16 protein-coding genes are annotated in these 19,665 nt (G+C 43.4%); 4 read left to right on the top strand and 12 right to left on the bottom strand.

Annotation, left to right across the window (positions count from 1 at the left end):
• Positions 1-18: 18 nt before the first annotated feature.
• Genes CKY02_RS06470 through CKY02_RS06445 form a run of 6 tightly spaced genes read right to left on the bottom strand, consistent with a single transcriptional unit; the run spans position 19 to position 4,701 of the window.
• Positions 19-285 carry a PAAR domain-containing protein gene (locus CKY02_RS06470; protein WP_065390258.1) on the bottom strand — a complete coding sequence of 89 codons (267 nt, stop codon included), beginning with the start codon at positions 283-285 and terminating at the stop codon, positions 19-21.
• A gap of 46 nt (positions 286-331) precedes the next feature.
• Positions 332-1,054: an Imm52 family immunity protein gene (locus CKY02_RS06465; protein WP_112894654.1), complete on the bottom strand. Its 723-nt coding sequence runs from the start codon at positions 1,052-1,054 to the stop codon at positions 332-334.
• 12 nt (positions 1,055-1,066) lie between these two features.
• Complete coding sequence (locus CKY02_RS06460; RefSeq protein ID WP_112894653.1) at positions 1,067-1,831, bottom strand: Tox-REase-5 domain-containing protein; 765 nt, start codon at positions 1,829-1,831, stop codon at positions 1,067-1,069.
• A gap of 1 nt (position 1,832) precedes the next feature.
• On the bottom strand, positions 1,833-2,174 hold the full coding sequence (locus tag CKY02_RS06455) for a hypothetical protein (RefSeq protein WP_112894652.1): 342 nt from the start codon (positions 2,172-2,174) through the stop codon (positions 1,833-1,835).
• A complete protein-coding gene (locus CKY02_RS06450) occupies positions 2,171-2,668 on the bottom strand; it encodes a DUF4123 domain-containing protein (protein ID WP_112894651.1) in 498 nt (165 codons plus the stop codon). Before CKY02_RS06450 ends, CKY02_RS06455 begins: the two co-directional genes overlap by 4 nt.
• Positions 2,669-2,670: 2 nt before the next feature.
• Positions 2,671-4,701 carry a type VI secretion system Vgr family protein gene (locus CKY02_RS06445; protein ID WP_112894650.1) on the bottom strand — a complete coding sequence of 677 codons (2,031 nt, stop codon included), beginning with the start codon at positions 4,699-4,701 and terminating at the stop codon, positions 2,671-2,673.
• A gap of 647 nt (positions 4,702-5,348) precedes the next feature.
• On the opposite strand from CKY02_RS06445, the gene CKY02_RS06440 reads away from it, so the two are divergent.
• Positions 5,349-5,639: a hypothetical protein gene (locus CKY02_RS06440; protein ID WP_036777751.1), complete on the top strand. Its 291-nt coding sequence runs from the start codon at positions 5,349-5,351 to the stop codon at positions 5,637-5,639.
• A 532-nt stretch (positions 5,640-6,171) separates the two neighbouring features.
• Here the strand turns inward: CKY02_RS06440 and glnB are convergent.
• The 5 genes from glnB to CKY02_RS06410 form a co-directional block, all read right to left on the bottom strand.
• Complete coding sequence (gene glnB / locus CKY02_RS06430; protein WP_011147501.1) at positions 6,172-6,510, bottom strand: nitrogen regulatory protein P-II; 339 nt, start codon at positions 6,508-6,510, stop codon at positions 6,172-6,174.
• Positions 6,511-6,525: 15 nt separating this feature from the next.
• Entirely contained in the window at positions 6,526-8,148 is a 1,623-nt protein-coding gene (locus tag CKY02_RS06425) for an NAD+ synthase (RefSeq protein ID WP_112894649.1), read from the bottom strand.
• Between the two features lie 66 nt (positions 8,149-8,214).
• Entirely contained in the window at positions 8,215-9,552 is a 1,338-nt protein-coding gene (gene glrR / locus CKY02_RS06420) for a two-component system response regulator GlrR (protein WP_112876349.1), read from the bottom strand.
• Positions 9,549-10,394 (bottom strand): two-component system QseEF-associated lipoprotein QseG, encoded by an 846-nt coding sequence (qseG, locus tag CKY02_RS06415; protein WP_238399073.1) that lies wholly within the window; start codon positions 10,392-10,394, stop codon positions 9,549-9,551. Before qseG ends, glrR begins: the two co-directional genes overlap by 4 nt.
• A gap of 3 nt (positions 10,395-10,397) precedes the next feature.
• Positions 10,398-11,837 (bottom strand): sensor histidine kinase, encoded by a 1,440-nt coding sequence (locus CKY02_RS06410; protein WP_162120045.1) that lies wholly within the window; start codon positions 11,835-11,837, stop codon positions 10,398-10,400.
• 1,095 nt (positions 11,838-12,932) lie between these two features.
• Between CKY02_RS06410 and CKY02_RS06400 the strand changes: the two genes are divergently transcribed.
• Complete coding sequence (locus CKY02_RS06400) at positions 12,933-13,532, top strand: short chain dehydrogenase (protein WP_112894648.1); 600 nt, start codon at positions 12,933-12,935, stop codon at positions 13,530-13,532.
• 215 nt (positions 13,533-13,747) lie between these two features.
• Complete coding sequence (locus tag CKY02_RS06395; protein ID WP_205068464.1) at positions 13,748-13,963, top strand: type II toxin-antitoxin system MqsA family antitoxin; 216 nt, start codon at positions 13,748-13,750, stop codon at positions 13,961-13,963.
• Between the two features lie 96 nt (positions 13,964-14,059).
• Here CKY02_RS06395 and purL read toward each other — a convergent pair whose 3' ends face one another.
• Positions 14,060-17,947 carry a phosphoribosylformylglycinamidine synthase gene (gene purL / locus CKY02_RS06390; protein WP_112894647.1) on the bottom strand — a complete coding sequence of 1,296 codons (3,888 nt, stop codon included), beginning with the start codon at positions 17,945-17,947 and terminating at the stop codon, positions 14,060-14,062.
• Between the two features lie 266 nt (positions 17,948-18,213).
• Here purL and mltF point away from each other — a divergent pair, with 266 nt between their 5' ends.
• Positions 18,214-19,629 carry a membrane-bound lytic murein transglycosylase MltF gene (gene mltF / locus CKY02_RS06385; RefSeq protein ID WP_112894646.1) on the top strand — a complete coding sequence of 472 codons (1,416 nt, stop codon included), beginning with the start codon at positions 18,214-18,216 and terminating at the stop codon, positions 19,627-19,629.
• Positions 19,630-19,665 lie beyond the last annotated feature (36 nt).

The raw sequence follows: 19,665 nt of genomic DNA, 5'->3' as shown, positions 1-19,665 counted from the left end.
CCCTGAATTGAACTCACATTAACTGGCAAGAGTAAACTCATGCTGACTGGCAATTAACTTTGCTCCACAGGCTGTTTGCATTCCTTCAAGCGCAATCGCTTTCCCTTTATATGTTAAAGAGTCAGCCCCCTGGATAATAGGAAAGACACCTTTACACTGAGGACACGCCACCAAATCTTCTTTACCTGCTATGGGAATACCATTGTGAGTATATTGAGCAATAGCGGTAATCACCTCACCGCCATGATCTGTCGTATCACCCAGCAGAATAACCGCCTTTGACATTAAAGTTCTCCATCGTTTTCCGATTGGTAAATAACATCATTCCTCATCAAACTTCGGTAATTAATGGCAGTAATCCCAAGTTTACCAACTGAATTTCAACATCATTGGATTTATCAATATCCTCCTGATTTCTTCCATCAAAAATCCCTTTCTTGGTGATAATCAGAGTGCCGATCTGTTCATTATTTTGGTACATAGGCAGCACATCTTCCGCCATAGGCAGATAGAACTTATCAATAATACGGGGCTGGTAAAGCATCCAGCCGACACTGAGGCGATCAGGGAAAACTTGTTTGCCTTTTACGGTATAACCATTATTTTCGACTTGAATATAAGGAAAATCACGGCTAGCCGCTAAATATTTGACAAAATCAATTAATCGAGAAACATCAAACTGATGACTGTCAATCCTTAGGTTCATTTCCAGCCAGACCCAATTAGGGCGATCAATTAACATTTTTCTATAACTCATGCCACTGGATAATTCATCCTTTTCACCATCCCATATTCCATTAATAAGAGCAGGAAAATTTTTCTTATAATCTTTTTCGAAACTTTTTATGGCAACCTCCGTTGGCCCCTGTTCATCAAACACAAGATGTTTTAGGGCCTCCTTTCGGGAGTAGCCAGTTAAGTACCAAGCTTTTCCTTGGTTAAAAAAGACATCAATTTGCCGTGTAATATGAAACAAATCCATCAAAGCTGTATGGGCGGTAATGGTTTCTCTCTGCTCATAATATACATTAATTTTTATACGAACTATTGCCATGTTTACCTCGTGTTAAACTAAACTGTCGCAAGGGGTATAGTGAACACTGATATTTTTATATTTACTAAACAGTACTTTAAAATATCCATAACTGATGGGCTGTAAAAAGTGCCATTCCACATGAGGAGTACTATCCAGCACATCACATACGGCCTGATGTCTGACAGCCTGATTTTGTGCTGATTTAACACCTTTCCACCAACCCTTAGGCTCATCCTCACTAATAAAAAACTGGTCATACCGCGCTTTGGCTTCCAGAAATAAGCAATACGCTGGTCGCCAGCCATCAAACGTCACTTTCAGGCATTGAAATTCCTGGATCATTTGAGTGAGCGGGTTATATTTAGTTTTCGCAATAAATCGCTGATAGTTAATCGTGATGGCGCTCCAGCGACTCACCTTGCGATATTTTTCACTTGTCACCGGAATAGCAAGGCAAGCCTTGCATGCTTTTTTAGTTTCCGTTTTTTCACACTCTTCCGTCTCAGACTGGGCTTTAGTCTGAACCGCACTGGTATCAACAGATTCATCCCCTAAATCATCGTCCTCCCAAAAATCCGCATGGGCTTCGGCGCTCCAGACGATATTTCGATCTTCATCTGTGATTTCAGGGCTTATCACAAAATCCGTTTTCTTATGGTGAATGTCGTCATCCTCTATAACGGATTTATCTTTACCGGCTTCCATCAGCCCAACCGCAATTAATACTCCGGCACAAGCGCTGGCGATATATTCAGCCGCACCCACTGCGACCGGAGCTAATAAGGGTATTGGCATATTAACGTCTCCTATTTATCTTATTTTTTGCAATACAAAGAATATCTTTAAATTGCTGCTCGGGTTTTTGATCAGGGGATTCCAAGGCTGTCTTGATTGGCAAGGCATGCTGAAAATCAGGATTAAACGCGACCAGAGATAAATAGGATTGAATCAAGTATTTATCCTGAAAGTTTAATGACAGCAAATAGTCATAAGCAGCCATTAGCCGTTCGTTCAGCGAAGATGGGGAAGGAATTAAATCCGCATGTTTGGTGAGAAGTTCGGCCTGTATACGATCAATCACCGTCTGTTTTTCCAGTTTGGTGATAATATCAAATTGTTCCTGAGTCAATTCAATCATAATGGAGCTCCTGATACCGAATAATAAGTGGCATTGTGTTGATAAACCCATTTATTAATATCATACGTGAATGCGGACAATTGCTCATGGCTAAAAATGTCACTGATGCGATGCAAAATACGAGGATCATAAAAACGTAGAAGCGCAATCTGTTTTGTCGGCAGTTGAATATTTAAATATGGTACAAGGTGGCGAGTCAGCTTATCTAATGACAGAGAGGTTAATAACCATGATACTGCCGGATACGTTTCTTCAAGTGTTGATAATTTTTCTTGCCATTGACGTGCATATTCCATATCAAATAGCCACGGGCCTGCAAACGCAAGTTTTGAATCTGGATAGTGCCGGAATAGTGGGTTGTTGACACCCACGATATAATTAATCTCCTCACCAAAACAGCGTTTATACTGCAAACCATTCACCAATGCGTAAAGCCGAATGCCGGGATGTTTTTTCTGGTAATTAACCAATTTTTCGCTTAATTCAAGTGTCATAATTACCCCCGAATAACGGTTATTGCTTCTTCAAGTTCAGCTTTCATCAAACAACTGAGACAAATTTCTTTAAGTAGTTCTTGAGCAACGGGAGTGGATATTTCAGCACTGACCTGTTCCAATTTATCCAGCATATCCGGCAGTTTTCCTCCCCACCCCGAACCTGTACCCGGTGTTCCACTGGCAAAATTGATCCCGGCACTACTGCTGATGCCGCCGACGTCAATTTTAATAAAATGCCCCGCAGCCTGTAAGGTGAGCTCACTTCCAGCATCAATGACTATCTTCGCCCCGGAACTGAGGTGAATTTCATTTCCACTTTGTACCAACAACGCATCGTCAGCTTTAATATGAAGTTTTTGTCCGGTTGAAACGGAAATATCATGCTGCGCCAGAACACGATATTCATTATCAACACGTAAATGGGCGTCATGTCTAATATGATGAGTCTGATTATGTGCAATATTGACCATTTCATCGTTTAAAATCTCCGTTTTCATGTTCTTCTGAGCATGAATATAGATTTCCTCACCGCCTTTATCATCATCAAAACGCAGTTCATTAAACCCTTCCCCTTTATGGGTTTTTGATCGGATTACCATCTGCGTTTTTGCCATCGGCAAACGGTTCGGTGGGAGATTAATGGCATTATAGGTACGACCAATAATAATCGGCTGGTCAGGATCACCATGCAGAAAATCAACCAAGACTTCCTGACCAACACGCGGAATGGTCATCATCCCCCAACAGTGTCCAGCCCAAGATTGGCTAACTCTTATCCAGCAAGAACTCTGATCATTAAGTTCGCCATACCGGTCCCAGTCAAATTGCACCCGTACTCGTCCATATTCATCACAAAATATTTCTTCTCCCTCCGGCCCCACCACTGTGGCAATTTGCAAGCCATCAATACGTGGCTTGGGATAAGGCGAAGGACGCCATACCCGGTTGGGGCTACCAAAGGTGAAATGGTTCGTCAAAGTCGTCCCTCTGCCGCCAAAACGAGATTCATCCGCTTGAGGCTGATGGCCTTGGTGAGTAATTTGGATTATTTGCCACGAAGTATTAAATTTTTCTTTCGGATGATCGGTAAGCTTAAACCACCTGCCCGGTAAGAGAGCAAAACTATCACTATGCCCATTACCGAGCAAAACATCATTACGCAACGCCTCCAGCCGGTACTGACTTATCCGCTGCCCATTCTTATCTTTATAACGTCCGGGAAAGTCATAGTAATAGTAACTAGGTAAATCCGAACGCTGATTGCCGATGTACCTGTAATTTTCGTGGAATTGAAAATCAGCAAACCACCGGGGATGTTTAAATGTGTAATCTCTCACCGAAACTTCAGCGATGCCCACTTTTTCTTCCCAACGAAACCGGCTGACGCAACACTGGCTGCCTGTGGCGTCAAGTTCTGGGTTGTAGGGCAGTGTAAGAGAGCCATTCTCAGCGTAAGAGTCGACAAAAACCATTGTCGGCTCACCCTTATCCTGATTAAAGTAATAGTAATAAAAGATCCCTTCATCAGCTAACAGACGCTGTAAAAAAGCCAAATCACTCTCATCGTACTGAACACAGAACTCCCGTACGGGATGTTCATAACGCAAGCAACAAGAGAATTGACGAACGCCATTTTCTTTCAATAGCCTATCAATAATATCGGTGACGGATTGATGCTGAAAAATACGGGAGTTAACCCGCAATCCGGCACGCCACAAGGAAGGATGGAGAGTCAAGGAATAACCACTACGATAACGGTTCGCGGTTTCCTGCACAAAATGAGTCACAATCCCGGTGATATAACGCTCAGGTTGTCCGTCACGATAAACGGTCAATGTGGCGTATTTATCCAGAACTTCCGCAAAATCAATGTCCGGCTTGATACAAGTCAGTGTGACGTGCAAACTGAATAGCGTTGACAACGCTTCATCCAGCATAAAATCAACCACAGCAAAAGTTTTCACAGGAAGATTACCAACCGTAAGAGTAAAAACCAGCCCTGTTCGTTCTACATCAAAATTATTAACCATAACGATGATTACCTCTGTTGAATCGTCAGCTCACAATATATCCCTAAACGAAATGATCACAAAATAAGCAATTATGATGTTTTTTAATCAATCATGCAATGAGTTCATAAGAAAATATGATGAAATAGCAGAAGGCAGAGGACAGAGGACAGAGGACAGAAGTAATGATAAACAATTTATTCACTATGAATGTTTGGCCCACATAAGGTGATTTAAATTTTCAATTTAATATTAGAAATGTTATGCGGTGATAATAACTAATAAAGTGAAGTGAATAGAAACAGTATTTAATTTATAGTAATGATATTTATGATAACCTGTCCAGAAAGCCAAGGCAAAGATGATCCAACATATTTTCAGCAGGCAAGAGGTTTTCCCGCAATTCTTATTTACCACTATTTACGGTTTGAGAAGATTTAACTAGTTTCAAACCGTAATAAATCATCCGATAGTTTAAATTAAAAACTGTTTTGATAATTCATTCCAAACATTAATTATAGTGATCAGTTATTTTATGAAATAAAAACGATAAAGAATGTTAAATTAGATAAGAATTCCTCATCTATACTTAATGTTGTTAGTCCAAAACAACATCCTAATAAGTCTAATCTTAATAAAATCAGATTGAAATAGTGAGGGGTTGTAATATGGGCATTATTCACGTTACCAACAATATGAAAAATGATACGATTGAAGTTGCGATTAACTACTGGAGTACTGATTACGCAAGATTCACAGTGTCCGACGATTATTTTAATATCAGTCCTGGATATTTTAGGGCTTCCTGGTTTGTTGACGATTGGCGCGGTTATATCATGTCAGTCAAAAGGCTAGGAATTACATTTTCATATTTCATTTTACCTGACACCAAGATTATTGTCGGAGAAAATCGAGTTACAGAAAATGAGTATGTGATAAAACCTTTATTTGTAAGCTAGTTCATTTATATTTAATGTTGTTAGTCCGAAACGGCATCCTAATAAAGTCCAATCTTAATGAAATCAGATTGAAATAGTAAGGGAGTTGTAATATGGGCATGATTCACGTTACCAACAATACGAAATGTGACACGATTGAAGTTGCAATTAACTACTGGAGCACTGATCAAGCACAATTCAAAGTGTCCGACGATTATTTTACTATAGTTTCTGGAGGTTATAGAGATTCTTGGGTTGTCGACGATTGGCGTGGTTATATCATGTCAGTCAGAAGACTTAAAATCATATATTCATATTTCATTTTACCTGACACTAAGATTATTGTCGGAGAAAATCGAGTTACAGAAAATGGATATGTGATAGAACCTTTACTTGTAAGGTAGTTCATCGCCTTGATTGAGTATATAAGATTATAAATGAATGTATCTATTATCGATGACCGTCTAAACGGTCATCGAAGAATTCCGGCTACTTTTATTGAGAGTGACGCCTTATATCTACCTGTCACCACCCAAAAAAAATTTAAATTAAGTTAAATCGCCTCTTCGTCCTGCTCGCCGGTACGGATACGCACAACACGCGCCACGTCGAATACAAATATTTTACCATCACCGATTTTCCCGGTCTGTGCCGTCTGCATAATGGTTTCAACACAGGTATCGACAATATCATCTGGCACGACAATTTCTATTTTCACTTTTGGCAGAAAATCCACCATATATTCCGCACCGCGATACAGCTCTGTATGACCTTTTTGGCGCCCAAAACCTTTCACCTCTGTTACCGTCATTCCGGTGATACCCACTTCCGCCAGCGCTTCACGCACATCATCTAGTTTGAAAGGTTTGATAATCGCATCAATCTTTTTCATGAAGTTTTCCTGTTGTTACCAGTTTTTACGGCCGAAACCAGAGGTAATCGGGTAGCGTCTGTCTTTACCAAAATTGCGAGGCGTAATACGCGGCCCCACTGGCGCCTGACGACGTTTATATTCGTTAATATCGATTAAACGAACAACTTTACGCACAATCTGTTCATCAAACCCCGCCGCCACCAGCTCATCAACCGATTTATCCTGTTCCACATAACCTTCCAGAATATTATCCAGAATGTCATAAGGCGGTAAACTGTCCTGATCAAGCTGCCCAGGCGCCAATTCTGCCGATGGCGGACGATCAATCACTCTTTGAGGTATCGCCGGCGAAACGGTATTACGATATTTTGCTAATTCAAATACCAATGTTTTCGGTACATCTTTCAGCGCATTAAAACCACCCGCCATGTCACCATATAATGTGGAATATCCCACCGCTGACTCACTCTTATTACTGGTCGTCAGCACGAGACGATGGCGTTTATTAGACATCGCCATCAGAATAACGGCACGGCAACGCGCCTGTAAATTCTCTTCGGTGGTATCTTTGGCCGTACCCGCAAACAGAGGTTCAAATTGTGCCATAAATGCATCAAACATCGGTTCGATCGACACCACATTAAACTCAACACCCAATATCTCAGCTTGTTCTTTAGCATCTTCTATACTCATTTCAGATGTATAGCGGAATGGCATCATAACAGCCTGAACATGATCTTTGCCCAATGCATCAACAGCGATTGCCAGCGTTAAGCCAGAGTCAATTCCCCCAGATAAGCCTAATAACACGCCTTGAAAGCCATTTTTGCGAACGTAATCATGCACTGAAAGGACTAATGCCTGATATACCTGCTGCAATGGCGGTAATTCAGGTGCCGGATTAACCATAGGTTCAATCGTTAATTCATTAAAACGACATTGTTGGATCTGTTCATTAAATGCGGCTAACCGATGAGTCACTTCACCATTTGCATTAAAAACTTTAGAACAGCCATCGAAAATCAGCTCATCCTGACCACCAACTTGATTAAGATAAATCATGGGTAGATCTGTACGTTGGCAATGTTCTCTAATCAGTTCATAACGAATATAAGGTTTTTCACGATTATATGGAGAAGCGTTGATAGAAAGAATTAAGTTTGCACCGGCCTGTTTCAAGGCATCAATCGGCTCATCAAACCATAAATCTTCACAAATCAATAAACCAAGATTGTAGCCCTTAAATGGCACAACACAGCTTTGATTGCCCGCTTTAAAATAGCGTTTCTCATCGAAAACACCATAATTGGGTAACCGTTGCTTGAAATAACGGGCCAAGATCTCCCCTTGCCAGAATAAGGAAAGTGCGTTGTAAATCTCCCCGTCCTGCTCCCAAGGATGACCAACTAAAATAGCAGTTTGGCAACTGGACGCCTGTAAACGTGCTAATTGCTCACGGCAACGCTGATGAAAATCAGCCCGGAATAAGAGATCTTCTGGAGAATAACCGGATATCGCCAGTTCAGAAAACATCACCAAATCAGCACCTTGGTGCTGTTGTTCCTGTACTGTCTGCAACATACGTTCACAGTTGCCTTCAATGTCACCAATCATCCAATTAAGCTGTGCAAGGGCAATATTAAGAGTACGGCTCATACAATTTGGCTCTCCCAAGCCACCAATTTTTATGCCAGTGTAAAAACTTCCTGAGCAGCAGAAAAGTTATTCTTTAAAATCATTCGCATCCAATTCATGGCGCGCCAGTAATTTGTAGAATTCAGTCCGGTTACGCCCCGCCATACGCGCCGCATGAGTCACATTACCTTTGGTCATTTGCAGTAATTTACGCAGATAATTCAGTTCAAACTGATTTCTGGCTTCTACAAAAGTGGGTAACGCTGTATTTTCCCCTTCCAGGGCCTGCATAACCAAGGCTTCACTAATAACCGGCGCAGTAGTCAGCGCAACACACTGTTCGATCACATTAACAAGCTGACGCACATTGCCAGGCCAACTTGCCGCCATCAGGCATTTCATCGCATCAACTGAAAAACTACGGACAAAAGGTTTATGACGCTTCGCTGATTCACGCAACAGATGATTCGCCAATAAAGGAATATCTTCAACCCGGCCATTCAAAGCTGGAATTTTCAAGTTCACCACATTTAGGCGGTAATAGAGATCCTCGCGAAACTCATTTTTTGCCATAGCCTTCGGTAAATCACGGTGAGTCGCTGAGATAATCCGTACATCAATATCCAGATCACGGTTACTTCCGAGCGGGCGTATTTTACGTTCCTGCAATACGCGCAATAATTTAACCTGCAAAGCCAGTGGCATATCACCGATTTCATCAAGAAACAGGGTTCCCTCCTGTGCAGCAAGGAATAACCCTTCACGGCTGCTGACCGCACCGGTAAATGCGCCTTTAGCATGACCAAACAGTTCTGACTCAAGGAGTTGTTCCGGCAAAGCACCACAGTTAATCGCGATAAATGGCTTTTTCGCCCGTGGACTGGCGCGGTGAATTGCCTGGGCTAGCACTTCCTTCCCCGTACCACTCTGACCGTTTATCAGTACACTGACATCAGATTGGGCAACCATTCGCGCCTGCTCCAACAAGCGCAACATAGCAGGACTGCGGGTAACTATCTGCTCCCGCCACTGTTCATCACTGGCAGGCGTGGATAACGCCAATGCGCCATCAATCGCTTTATAAAGCGCATCCCGATCAACTGGTTTAGTCAGAAAACTAAAGACACCCTGTTGAGTGGCCGCTACTGCCTCTGGAATTGAGCCATGAGCCGTCAGAATGATAACTGGCATACCCGGTTGTTGCTTCTGGATTTCAGCGAACAGTGCCATACCATCCATTTCATCCATACGCAGGTCACTGATCACCAAATCGATTTTTTCTTTAGTTAACAATCTCAACGCTTCACCGCCACTTTCTGCGGTTGTGACACGAAAGCCTTCACTGGTAAGACGCATTCCCAACAATTTCAACAAACCAGGATCATCATCAACCAGAAGAAGATGGGCTGGTTTACGCGCTGTCATGGTGCTGCTCCTTTATCTGATTCAGAGGTACTGTTTGGCGTACTATTTTTGTTAGGTAATGCCGTCGTCTCTGGCGTTTCAACATGTTTATCCAAATTGCCTGAGCCAGCACTCCCCTGATTTTGTTTACGGGAAGAGAGCTGACGTTCAATATCTGTCAGATTTTCCAGTTTACGAGAAGTTTGCTGTAGCTCAAATTCCAACCGTGCACGACTTTCACGCAGACGATCAAGTTTATTATCCGTATCTGCCTGTAATTTTTGGAATTTTGCCCGCTCCTCAGCCACTGCAATTTGCTGAACCTGCTGCTCACGCCATAACTGTAATAACGGTCGCAACGGATCTGGGAATTTCAACCTGTATTTGTTGAAGTTTTCAATCATCTTCCGACGCTCAGACAATGTAGGCCCGGCACTGTTAAGTAAGATACTTTGTTTAAAAGCCATATCCCAAGTAACCGGAAGCGTGTATTTCGCCATATTACGTGCTTTCGCTGATGTCAGGCGATCTGAACAATCCATCAGTCGCAGCCAGTAAAGCGCATTCTCAATCGATGGCGGCGTCTCTAAATCCCACATTAACTCACACTCGGCAATACGGTAATCCGTTACCCGTTGCTCTGGTATTACCATTTGAGTCACTGTCGCTAAATTATTATTAACCGGATTTTTAACGCAACCCGCCAATAAAAAAACAACGAAGATCAGCAGAATCATGCTAAAACCCCAAACTGAAACTCGTGGTAATAACAATCTGGCAACCAATACGTTTTTCCCAAGTTGTACTGCAATATTCTGCCGATCCGTCTTTCGTACAAAACGGTAAGTAGACCAGTTATGCATTATTTATTCATTCTCAGCAGCTAATGGCAATTTAATACGAAAACATACGTCAGCAAATTCGCTCTGAATCAATATCAGTTCGCCCTCCATACGCTTAATACAATCCTGCGCAATACTTAGCCCAAGACCACTGCCTTTCACTGCACCTTTACGCTGGAGCGTTCCCTGATAGAACGGTTCAAAAATCATACTGCGTTCTGATTCAGGGATTGGCGTACCTGTATTAGCAACATTAATTTGAACATATTTGCCAATCTGACGACTTGAAACCCAGATGTTACCGGATTCGGCACCATAGTGCACCGCATTAGAGTAGAGATTATCAATAACCCGCATTAATAGTGTAGGCTCTGCCCATAAAATATCAGCATCAAGCTGGATTTCCGTCTGAATATTTTTCGATCTTGCGGGTAAACTGTGTGATAAAACTACCTCATTAACAATTTCCCGCAGAGAAACCTGTTGTTGCTCCGTCGGGCCATCTGCCAATTTACGGTTATAATCCAGTAATTGCTCGATCAATTGCTGTAAATGTTTACTACTGTTATCAAGAATAGCAACCACTTCTTGCTGATCAGCCGTTAACGGCCCTGCCACTTCATCAGCCAGTAATTCTGTCCCTTCCCGCATACTTGCCAGCGGTGTTTTCAGTTCATGAGAAATATGACGTAAAAACTCATGGCGCTGTGATTCCAACCAAGCCAAGCGTTCACTGAGCCAGATAATCCGCTGCGCCAAAGAGCGGAGTTCTCGCGGCCCCTGAAAAGAATCTATGCGAACGCCTAATGATTGCCCTTCTCCCAATCGGTTAATCATGCGTTCAATCCCTTTAACCGGCCCGATAATCATGCGAGTAAATAACGCGACCAATAACGCACTCAGTAGAAATAAAATAAGACTCTGCCAGCCAAAAAATTGTCCTTTTTCAGCAATATCTCTCTGTAGCTGTTCTCCCCGGCTGAAAATAATATCACGGGTAGCCTGTACCATTTGACTATTAGCATTGGAGAATTGCTCAAGTAATTGAGCGGCAGGTTGGGTAGGTTCGCTATTGAAGCAACTGATTTTTGTCAATTGCGATAATAAGCTGTTAAGCGTCTTAATATGCTGTTGATCATCAAGTATCGCCATCTGATCTTTCAGCATCTTAAAGTATTGCTGATACTGCCTTTGGTAGAGGTTTTCCAGCGTCTTATCCCCTAACACACAATATTGGCGATAACTGCGCTCCATCTCCAACGCAATACCTGTCATAGCCTCACTGCGGCGAGCATCCGCTAGCGTGGTACGATTTATATCAGCCGCTTGCTCACTGAGTTGATCAAGACTCTGGTAAGCCTGATAAGCCAGAACCAACAACGGCAATAACACCAGCCAGAAGGCCATGACAACTAATTGGCGCAATGAGCGCGGAAATAAACGCCATTTTTTCAAGGAAATCATCTCGTAACCTGTCAGTACACCAATGCTAACCGACAAAGGGCGGATAGAAAAACCCATCGGCTGATAAATTCTACTGTGACTGAAAATCAGTGTAAGACGCAAACAGTACAAAGGAGCAGGTAAACACCTGAGCGATGACGGCGGGATAATAGTTTTCGCTACTATCCCGCCAGTGAGGATAACGCATGCCCGCTGTTTATCTACAACAGTCAGACATAGGTTGGTGCCTCACTCCACGTGTCGCCCGATGTTTGATAAGGCCCGAAAGCGATATCACTGAGTTGGACGGTAGGCACCTTACTCTGGCATCATTCGATGGTTTATGTGGCATCTCTCCACCTAAATGTGGGCCGACATAAGAAGTTGAATGAGCAACTGTGCCAGCTTAATGCAGATCCCATGCCAACATTAAAAAAATAATCATAACCAACTGTTTTTACTTTAGAAAAAATTAAATGTTACGTTTCAGCAACTAAACAGCTTCTTTTCCGATATGAGCAAAATTTATTTTCTGTCGCCAATTAAAGACACTCAAAATCATGCAAATAAAAATAGATTAAAATCAAATAATTAAATGTCTCCTTTTTGAGACATCTATAACGCATGTTTGTCGGGTAATTGAGACAATGGAGCAATTCGGCATCTAAACGCCTAGGAATTTGCTGATATAAAACTCTCACATCTGAATCAGTAATAGTCCATATTTACCCCATATATGGCCTTTATCAGCAAATGATGTACCATCGTAGATAGAAGTAAAAAGTCTCTATTCGGGAGAAAATTATGCACCAAACCCAAAACAGGGAACCGCTATATGCGGTTCAAGATCCGACTCAATTTGAGATGCAGCGAGAACAAATAGCTTTGTTATACCTACTCTCTTTGGCTGAAAAAGATATAAAATCTGGACGAGTTATATCCTCTAATGAACTTCGAAATAACCTACGGAATTTGATCAACAATGACTGACAAAATGGTATGCAATTTCTGCTCACCCTTTTTCGTATCAGTTCAGCATAATCGAGTTAAAAGTAATATTCATCATGCAACGATGTAGTCACAAAAATTTCATTAATATAGAAAAGGGTAATAGACATGAGAGTAATTGTTATTGGAACAAGCGGTACAATAGGAAAAGCAATCTCGGAAGAATTAGAAAAAAATCACGAAGTCATTCGTGCCGGAAGGAATGGCTTAGATGTTGTAGTTGATATCACTTCCGTTGATAGTATTAAGAGTATGTATGAGAGAATTGGCAAAGTTGATGCTGTAGTCAGTGCAACAGGTAGCGCACATTTTGGATCAATTTCAGAATTAACTCCAGAGTTAAACGAAATAGGAATAAACAGTAAACTTAAAGGCCAAATTAACTTAGTACTGTTAGGTATGGACTATATTAACGATGGCGGAAGTTTTACTTTAACAACTGGAATTATAATGGACGACCCTATCCTACAAGGAGCATCAGCAGCGATGGCAAATGGTGGTGTTAAGGCATTTGTAAAATGTGCAGCAATCGAAATGCCAAGAGGAATTCGCATAAATAGCGTTAGCCCTAATGTCTTACAGGAATCATTGGATAAATATGGTGAATTTTTCCCAGGATTTAACGCTGTTCCTGCTAGCCGTGTAGCACTTGCTTTTAGAAAAAGTGTCGATGGCGCTCAAACCGGCCAAAACTACGAAGTTTATTAATTCAGAGAAAATAACACAAATATATACCCTATGGATTTCAAGATGCATCGCGACGGCAAGGGAGTGAATCCCCGGGAGCATAGATAACTATGTGACCGGGGTGAGCGAGTGCAGCCAACAAAGAGGCAACTTGAAAGATGACGGGTATATAAGTCTAAAATATTGATGACGTGCTGATCGTGTCCTTCAAAGAGTTATGAATAGGAGCTATGAACATGAAATGCCCTGTTTGCGGTGCAGCGGAACTTATCCATGACACCCGCGATCTGCCCTATACTTACAAGGGCGAAACCATAATCATTTCTGCGGTAACAGGCGACCTCTGCCCTGCCTGCGCCGAATCTATTTTGGATGCAGTGGAATCGGAACGCGTCATGTGCGAAATGCAGACATTCTCGAAAAAACAAATAAAAAAATGGCTTCAACTGTGATCTCACGTCAGTTACGAAACAAAGAATCACAATGAAGCCAATGAACGCTATCAGCCGGAAAAAACCGGCTGACACAATTTACTTACACCGCGGTACTTATCCTAACTGCTTACGAGCATTACGGAAAATTCGCATCCACGGGCCATCTTCGCTCCACTCCTCTGGATGCCACGAATTATTCACCGTGCGGGATACCCTTTCTGGATGAGGCATCATCACAGTTGCCCGGCCATCAAGGCTGGTAACTGCGGTAATGCCATTCACTGAACCATTTGGGTTAGCCGGATAGTTTTCCGTAACCTGACCATAGTTATTCACATAACGCAGCGCCACTAACCGGCTGCTTTCAAGCATCTCAAGATGCTGTCTATCTCGGAATTCCACTTGCCCTTCCCCATGAGAAACCGCAATCGGCATACGAGAATCGACCATATCTTGCAAGAACAGTGACGGGCTGTCAGCCACTTCCACCAAACTGAATCGTGCTTCAAAGCGCTCTGAACGGTTACGTACAAAACGCGGCCAATGTTCTGCACCCGGGATCAACTCCCGCAAGTTAGACATCATCTGGCAACCATTACAAACACCCAACGCCAATGTATCAGGCTGTGCAAAGAAAGCAGCAAATTCATCACGAACACGCTCATTGAACAGTATTGATTTCGCCCAACCTTCACCCGCCCCCAACACGTCACCATACGAGAAGCCACCACAGGCAACCAGTGTCTGGAATTGACTCAATCCAATACGTCCAGACAACAAATCACTCATATGAACATCAATCGCCTCGAAACCAGCTCGGTGGAACGCCGCAGCCATTTCAACATGGGAGTTAACGCCCTGTTCACGCAGTACAGCCACCTTCGGCCTTACCTGCTGCAAAATGTAAGGCGCTGCAATATCTTCTGAAACATCAAAAGTCAGTTTTACATTCAGTCCAGGGTCCTGATTATCCTGTTTAGCCTGATGTTCCTGATCTGCACACGCCGGGTTATCGCGCAGACGCTGCATTTGCCATGTGGTTTCTGCCCACCATAAGCGCAAGGTACTGCGATTCTGGCGATAGACTTCAGTGTTGCCACTAAAGATAACAAAATCATTACCTGCTTTGGCTTTACCCAGATAATGCACGCAATCGGCCAGACCATGTTCTGCCAAAACGCTTTCAACTAACCCTCTATCCGATGCTCGAATCTGAACCACAGCGCCCAACTCTTCTGTAAAGAGCGCCGCCAGAATATCTTCATCAAACACACTGATATCAGCTTCAATGCCACAATGGCCGGCAAAAGCCATTTCAGCCAACGTGACCAGTAAACCACCATCGGAGCGGTCATGATAAGCCAGTAATTTTTGTTCCGAAACCAGTTGCTGAATCGCATTGAAGAAACCCGCCAATTGTTCAGCACTACGTACATCCGCGGGTTTATTACCCAGTTGACGGTAAACTTGTGCCAATGCGGTACCGCCCAGCGTGTTCTTTCCTTGCCCCAGATCGATTAATAACAATGCATTATCTTCATCGGTGGAAAGCTCAGGAGTGACTGTACAGCGAACATCTTCCACTCTGGCAAAAGCGGTAATCACCAGTGACAAAGGCGCCGTCATCTCACGCTCTTCACCTTGTTCATGCCAGCGGGTTTTCATCGACATGGAATCTTTACCCACCGGAATTGTCAGCCCTAGCACAGGGCACAACTCCTCACCCACCGCTTTAACCGCCGCATACAAACCGGCATCCTCGCCAGGATGACCCGCAGCGGACATCCAGTTCGCTGAAAGTTTAATGCGCTTTAAATCCTGAACATAAGCAGAAGCGATATTGGTCAAAGCTTCACCGACAGCCATACGGGCAGAAGCAGCAAAATCCAACAAAGCGACCGGCGCACGTTCCCCCATAGACATCGCTTCGCCATAGTAGCTATCAAGGCTGGCGGTGGTAACAGCGCAGTCCGCAACTGGGATCTGCCACGGACCCACCATTTGATCACGAGCAACCATGCCAGTGACAGAGCGATCGCCTATCGTGATCAGGAAGGTTTTTTCTGCCACAGCCGGCAAATGCATAATGCGTTTAACGGCTTCTGTCAGATCGATATCCCGACGCTCAAGGCTTTCACCCCTCGCTTTTAATGTACTGACATTACGCAACATTTTTGGCGTTTTACCTAGCAGTACATCCAAAGGCATATCGATTGGCTGATTATCAAAGTGTTCATCATTAAGCAGTAAATGACGTTCCTCTGTTGCCTCACCGATAATGGCGTAAGGTGCACGCTCTCGTCGACAAATCTCCTCAAACAGCGGAAGTCGTTCCGGCGCAACAGCCAGTACGTAACGCTCTTGTGATTCGTTACACCAGACTTCCAGCGGGCTCATTCCCGGCTCATCATTAAGAATTCTGCGTAACTCAAATCGTCCACCGCGACCACCATCACTGACTAACTCAGGCATCGCATTGGAAAGCCCACCAGCACCCACATCATGAATAAACAGAATCGGGTTGTCTTCGCCTAACTGCCAACAGCGATCGATCACCTCCTGACAACGGCGCTCCATTTCCGGGTTATCGCGTTGTACCGAAGCAAAATCCAGATCAGCATCGGATTGCCCCGATGCCATAGAAGATGCGGCCCCTCCACCTAAACCAATGTTCATGGACGGACCACCAAGCACAATCAGTTTTGCGCCAACAGAAATTTCACCCTTTTTGACATGTTCATCTCGGATATTACCGATCCCGCCTGCCAGCATGATCGGCTTGTGATAACCACGTAATTCGCTGCCGTTATGACTGTTGACTTTTTCTTCATAGGTACGGAAATAACCCAACAACGCCGGACGACCAAATTCATTATTAAATGCCGCCCCCCCTAAAGGGCCTTCCATCATGATATCCAGAGCACTAACGATACGCTCCGGTTTACCGAAATCCTCTTCCCACGGCTGTTCAAAACCCGGTATCCGCAAATTGGATACCGAAAATCCCACCAGACCCGCTTTTGGCTTAGCCCCACGACCGGTCGCCCCTTCGTCGCGGATTTCACCACCCGAACCTGTCGATGCGCCCGGCCAAGGAGAAATTGCTGTCGGGTGATTATGCGTTTCCACTTTCATCAGAATATGAGCCTGCTCCTGATGGTAATCATATGAACCATTTTCCGCACGGGCAAAGAAACGGCCAACAGAAGATCCCTCCATCACAGCGGCATTATCTTTATAGGCTGACAGGACATAATCAGGAGTCTGCTCATAGGTGTTTTTAATCATTTTGAACAGCGATTTTGGCTGCGTCTGACCATCAATAACCCAATCAGCATTAAAGATTTTATGACGGCAATGTTCTGAGTTAGCCTGAGCAAACATATAAAGTTCAACATCTGTTGGATTGCGCCCTAATTTCTGGAAAGCATCCATCAGATAATCAATTTCATCCGGGGCCAACGCCAATCCAAGTTCAATATTGGCAGTTTCTAACGCACTGCGTCCTGCTTGCAGAATATCAATGCGTTTTAACGGAACGGGTTGCTGACGAGAAAATAATTTCTCCGCCTGTTCCAATTGAGTAAAGACCGTTTCCATCATCCGATCATGCAGCAGTGATGACAATATTTGCCACTGCGCACCACTCATTTCATCGCTCTGGATATAATAAGCCAGGCCACGCTCCAGACGCACAACCTGGGACAGGCCACAATTGTGAGCAATATCGGTTGCTTTGGAAGACCAAGGGGAAATCGTTCCCGGGCGGGGTGTGACTAACAGCAATGTACCTTGGGGTTCATGTTCAGCCAGCGAAGGTCCATATTTTAGTAATTGTTGTAACTTTGCTGAATCAACATCACTCAAAGATGCATTAATCTCTGCAAAATGAACATATTCCGCATAAATATCATTGACCGGAAGTTGCTGTTCTTGGCACACAGAAAGGAGTTTAGTGATACGAAATGCAGATAAAGCAGGTGAACCACGTAGAATTTTCATAGTAATCAATTCTCTCATCTTAGAAGCAAAGCTTAATAGATGCCTAAGGGGAAATGAGGCCATTATAGAGGATTGTAACCCATGACGAAACCGTTTGCGTGACGATTATTACAGCCAATTATCCTATCGCCAAATCATGCAAATAGTATCAATTAGGTTGCACAGCCCGTTTTTGTTCCGCAAAATGCTCAATCACTGGAAATTTAACCATAACAATATAGCGCGTTTCCACATAGCACCACACTGCGTTATACAGAGATAACCATTTGAATAATATAAAAATAAATTATTTCGTTATCATTGTTATCGCTCTTTTTTCTGCCGCCATCATTAGTCTGAACATCAGTTGGCCGAATAAACAGCAGGAGCAGATTAACAGGATCATTACCAGAGGAGAGCTACGGATCAGCACCATTAGCTCACCTCTGATCCATCTTACCGGTAAGAAAGAACCAAATGGATTTGATTACGAGCTGGTACAACGCTTTGCTAATTACCTTGGCGTCAAATTAGAAATCAAATTTAGAACAAATATCAATCAGTTATTTGATGACCTGGAAAAGGGTGAAGCTGATTTTCTGGCCGCCGGCCTGACTTATCATCAAGAAAGGCTGGATCAAACCCGCACAGGTCCGGCCTACTATTCTGTATCCCAACAACTGATTTATCGCAAAGGAACTCCACGCCCCCGCTCTTTTAAAGACTTAAAAGGTAAACTACTGGTCGCTTCTGGTTCTGCTCATGTCAGCACATTGAAAGAAATGAAAGCGAGTTCCTTCCCTGAGCTCGAATGGAAGGAGACACAGCAATATAACACTCGCGAACTACTGGAACAGGTATCGGAAGGTAAACTGGATTATACGTTAGGTGACTCGATTAACGTCGCGTTGCAACAACGTACTCACCCTAATTTGGCCGTCGCTTTTGATGTGAGTGAAGATAACCCGCTGACATGGTATTTAAAACGCATTGACGACTACAGCCTTTACGCTGCCATGCTGGATTTTTTCAGCCAGCTAACGGAAAAAAATGTCATGCCGCGATTGGAGGAGAAATACTTTGGTCACGTCCACTCATTTGATTATTTCGATACACTCTCTTTTCTAAGTGCCATCGATAATATTCTGCCTACCTATCGGCCACTATTTGAAAAATATTCCGGTGATATCAGTTGGCAACTACTCGCTGCCATTGCCTGGCAAGAGTCTCATTGGGACCCACAGGCAACCTCACCCACGGGTGTACGTGGCCTGATGATGTTAACCAGTCAGACGGCTAAAGGGTTAGGCGTCGTTGATCGCCTTGATCCGGAGGAGAGTATTAAGGGAGGGGCGATCTATCTGCAAAATTTAATGAAACGACTACCTGAAAATATTCCTAAAGATGAACGCATCTGGTTTGCACTGGCAGCTTACAATATGGGTTATGGACATATGTTAGATGCCCGCAAACTGACGGCATCACAGAAAGGAAATCCCGATAGCTGGCTTGATGTCAAAAAACGGATTCCACTATTAAGCCAGAAAAAATATTATACAAATACCACCTATGGCTATGCCCGTGGACATGAAGCTTATCGCTATATTGAAAATATTCGCCGTTATCAGCTTAGTTTAGTCGGATATTTACAGGCCAAAGAAAACCGGAAAAAATTAATTCCCCAAGAAAACCAACCAAAATAAAAGTAAACAAATATAAGGCCCTAAGGAGTCAATTAC

This window comes from Photorhabdus bodei (assembly GCF_003287735.1).
In the GTDB taxonomy this organism is placed as follows: domain Bacteria; phylum Pseudomonadota; class Gammaproteobacteria; order Enterobacterales; family Enterobacteriaceae; genus Photorhabdus; species Photorhabdus kayaii.
This window is presented reverse-complemented; position numbering and strand designations above follow the sequence as displayed.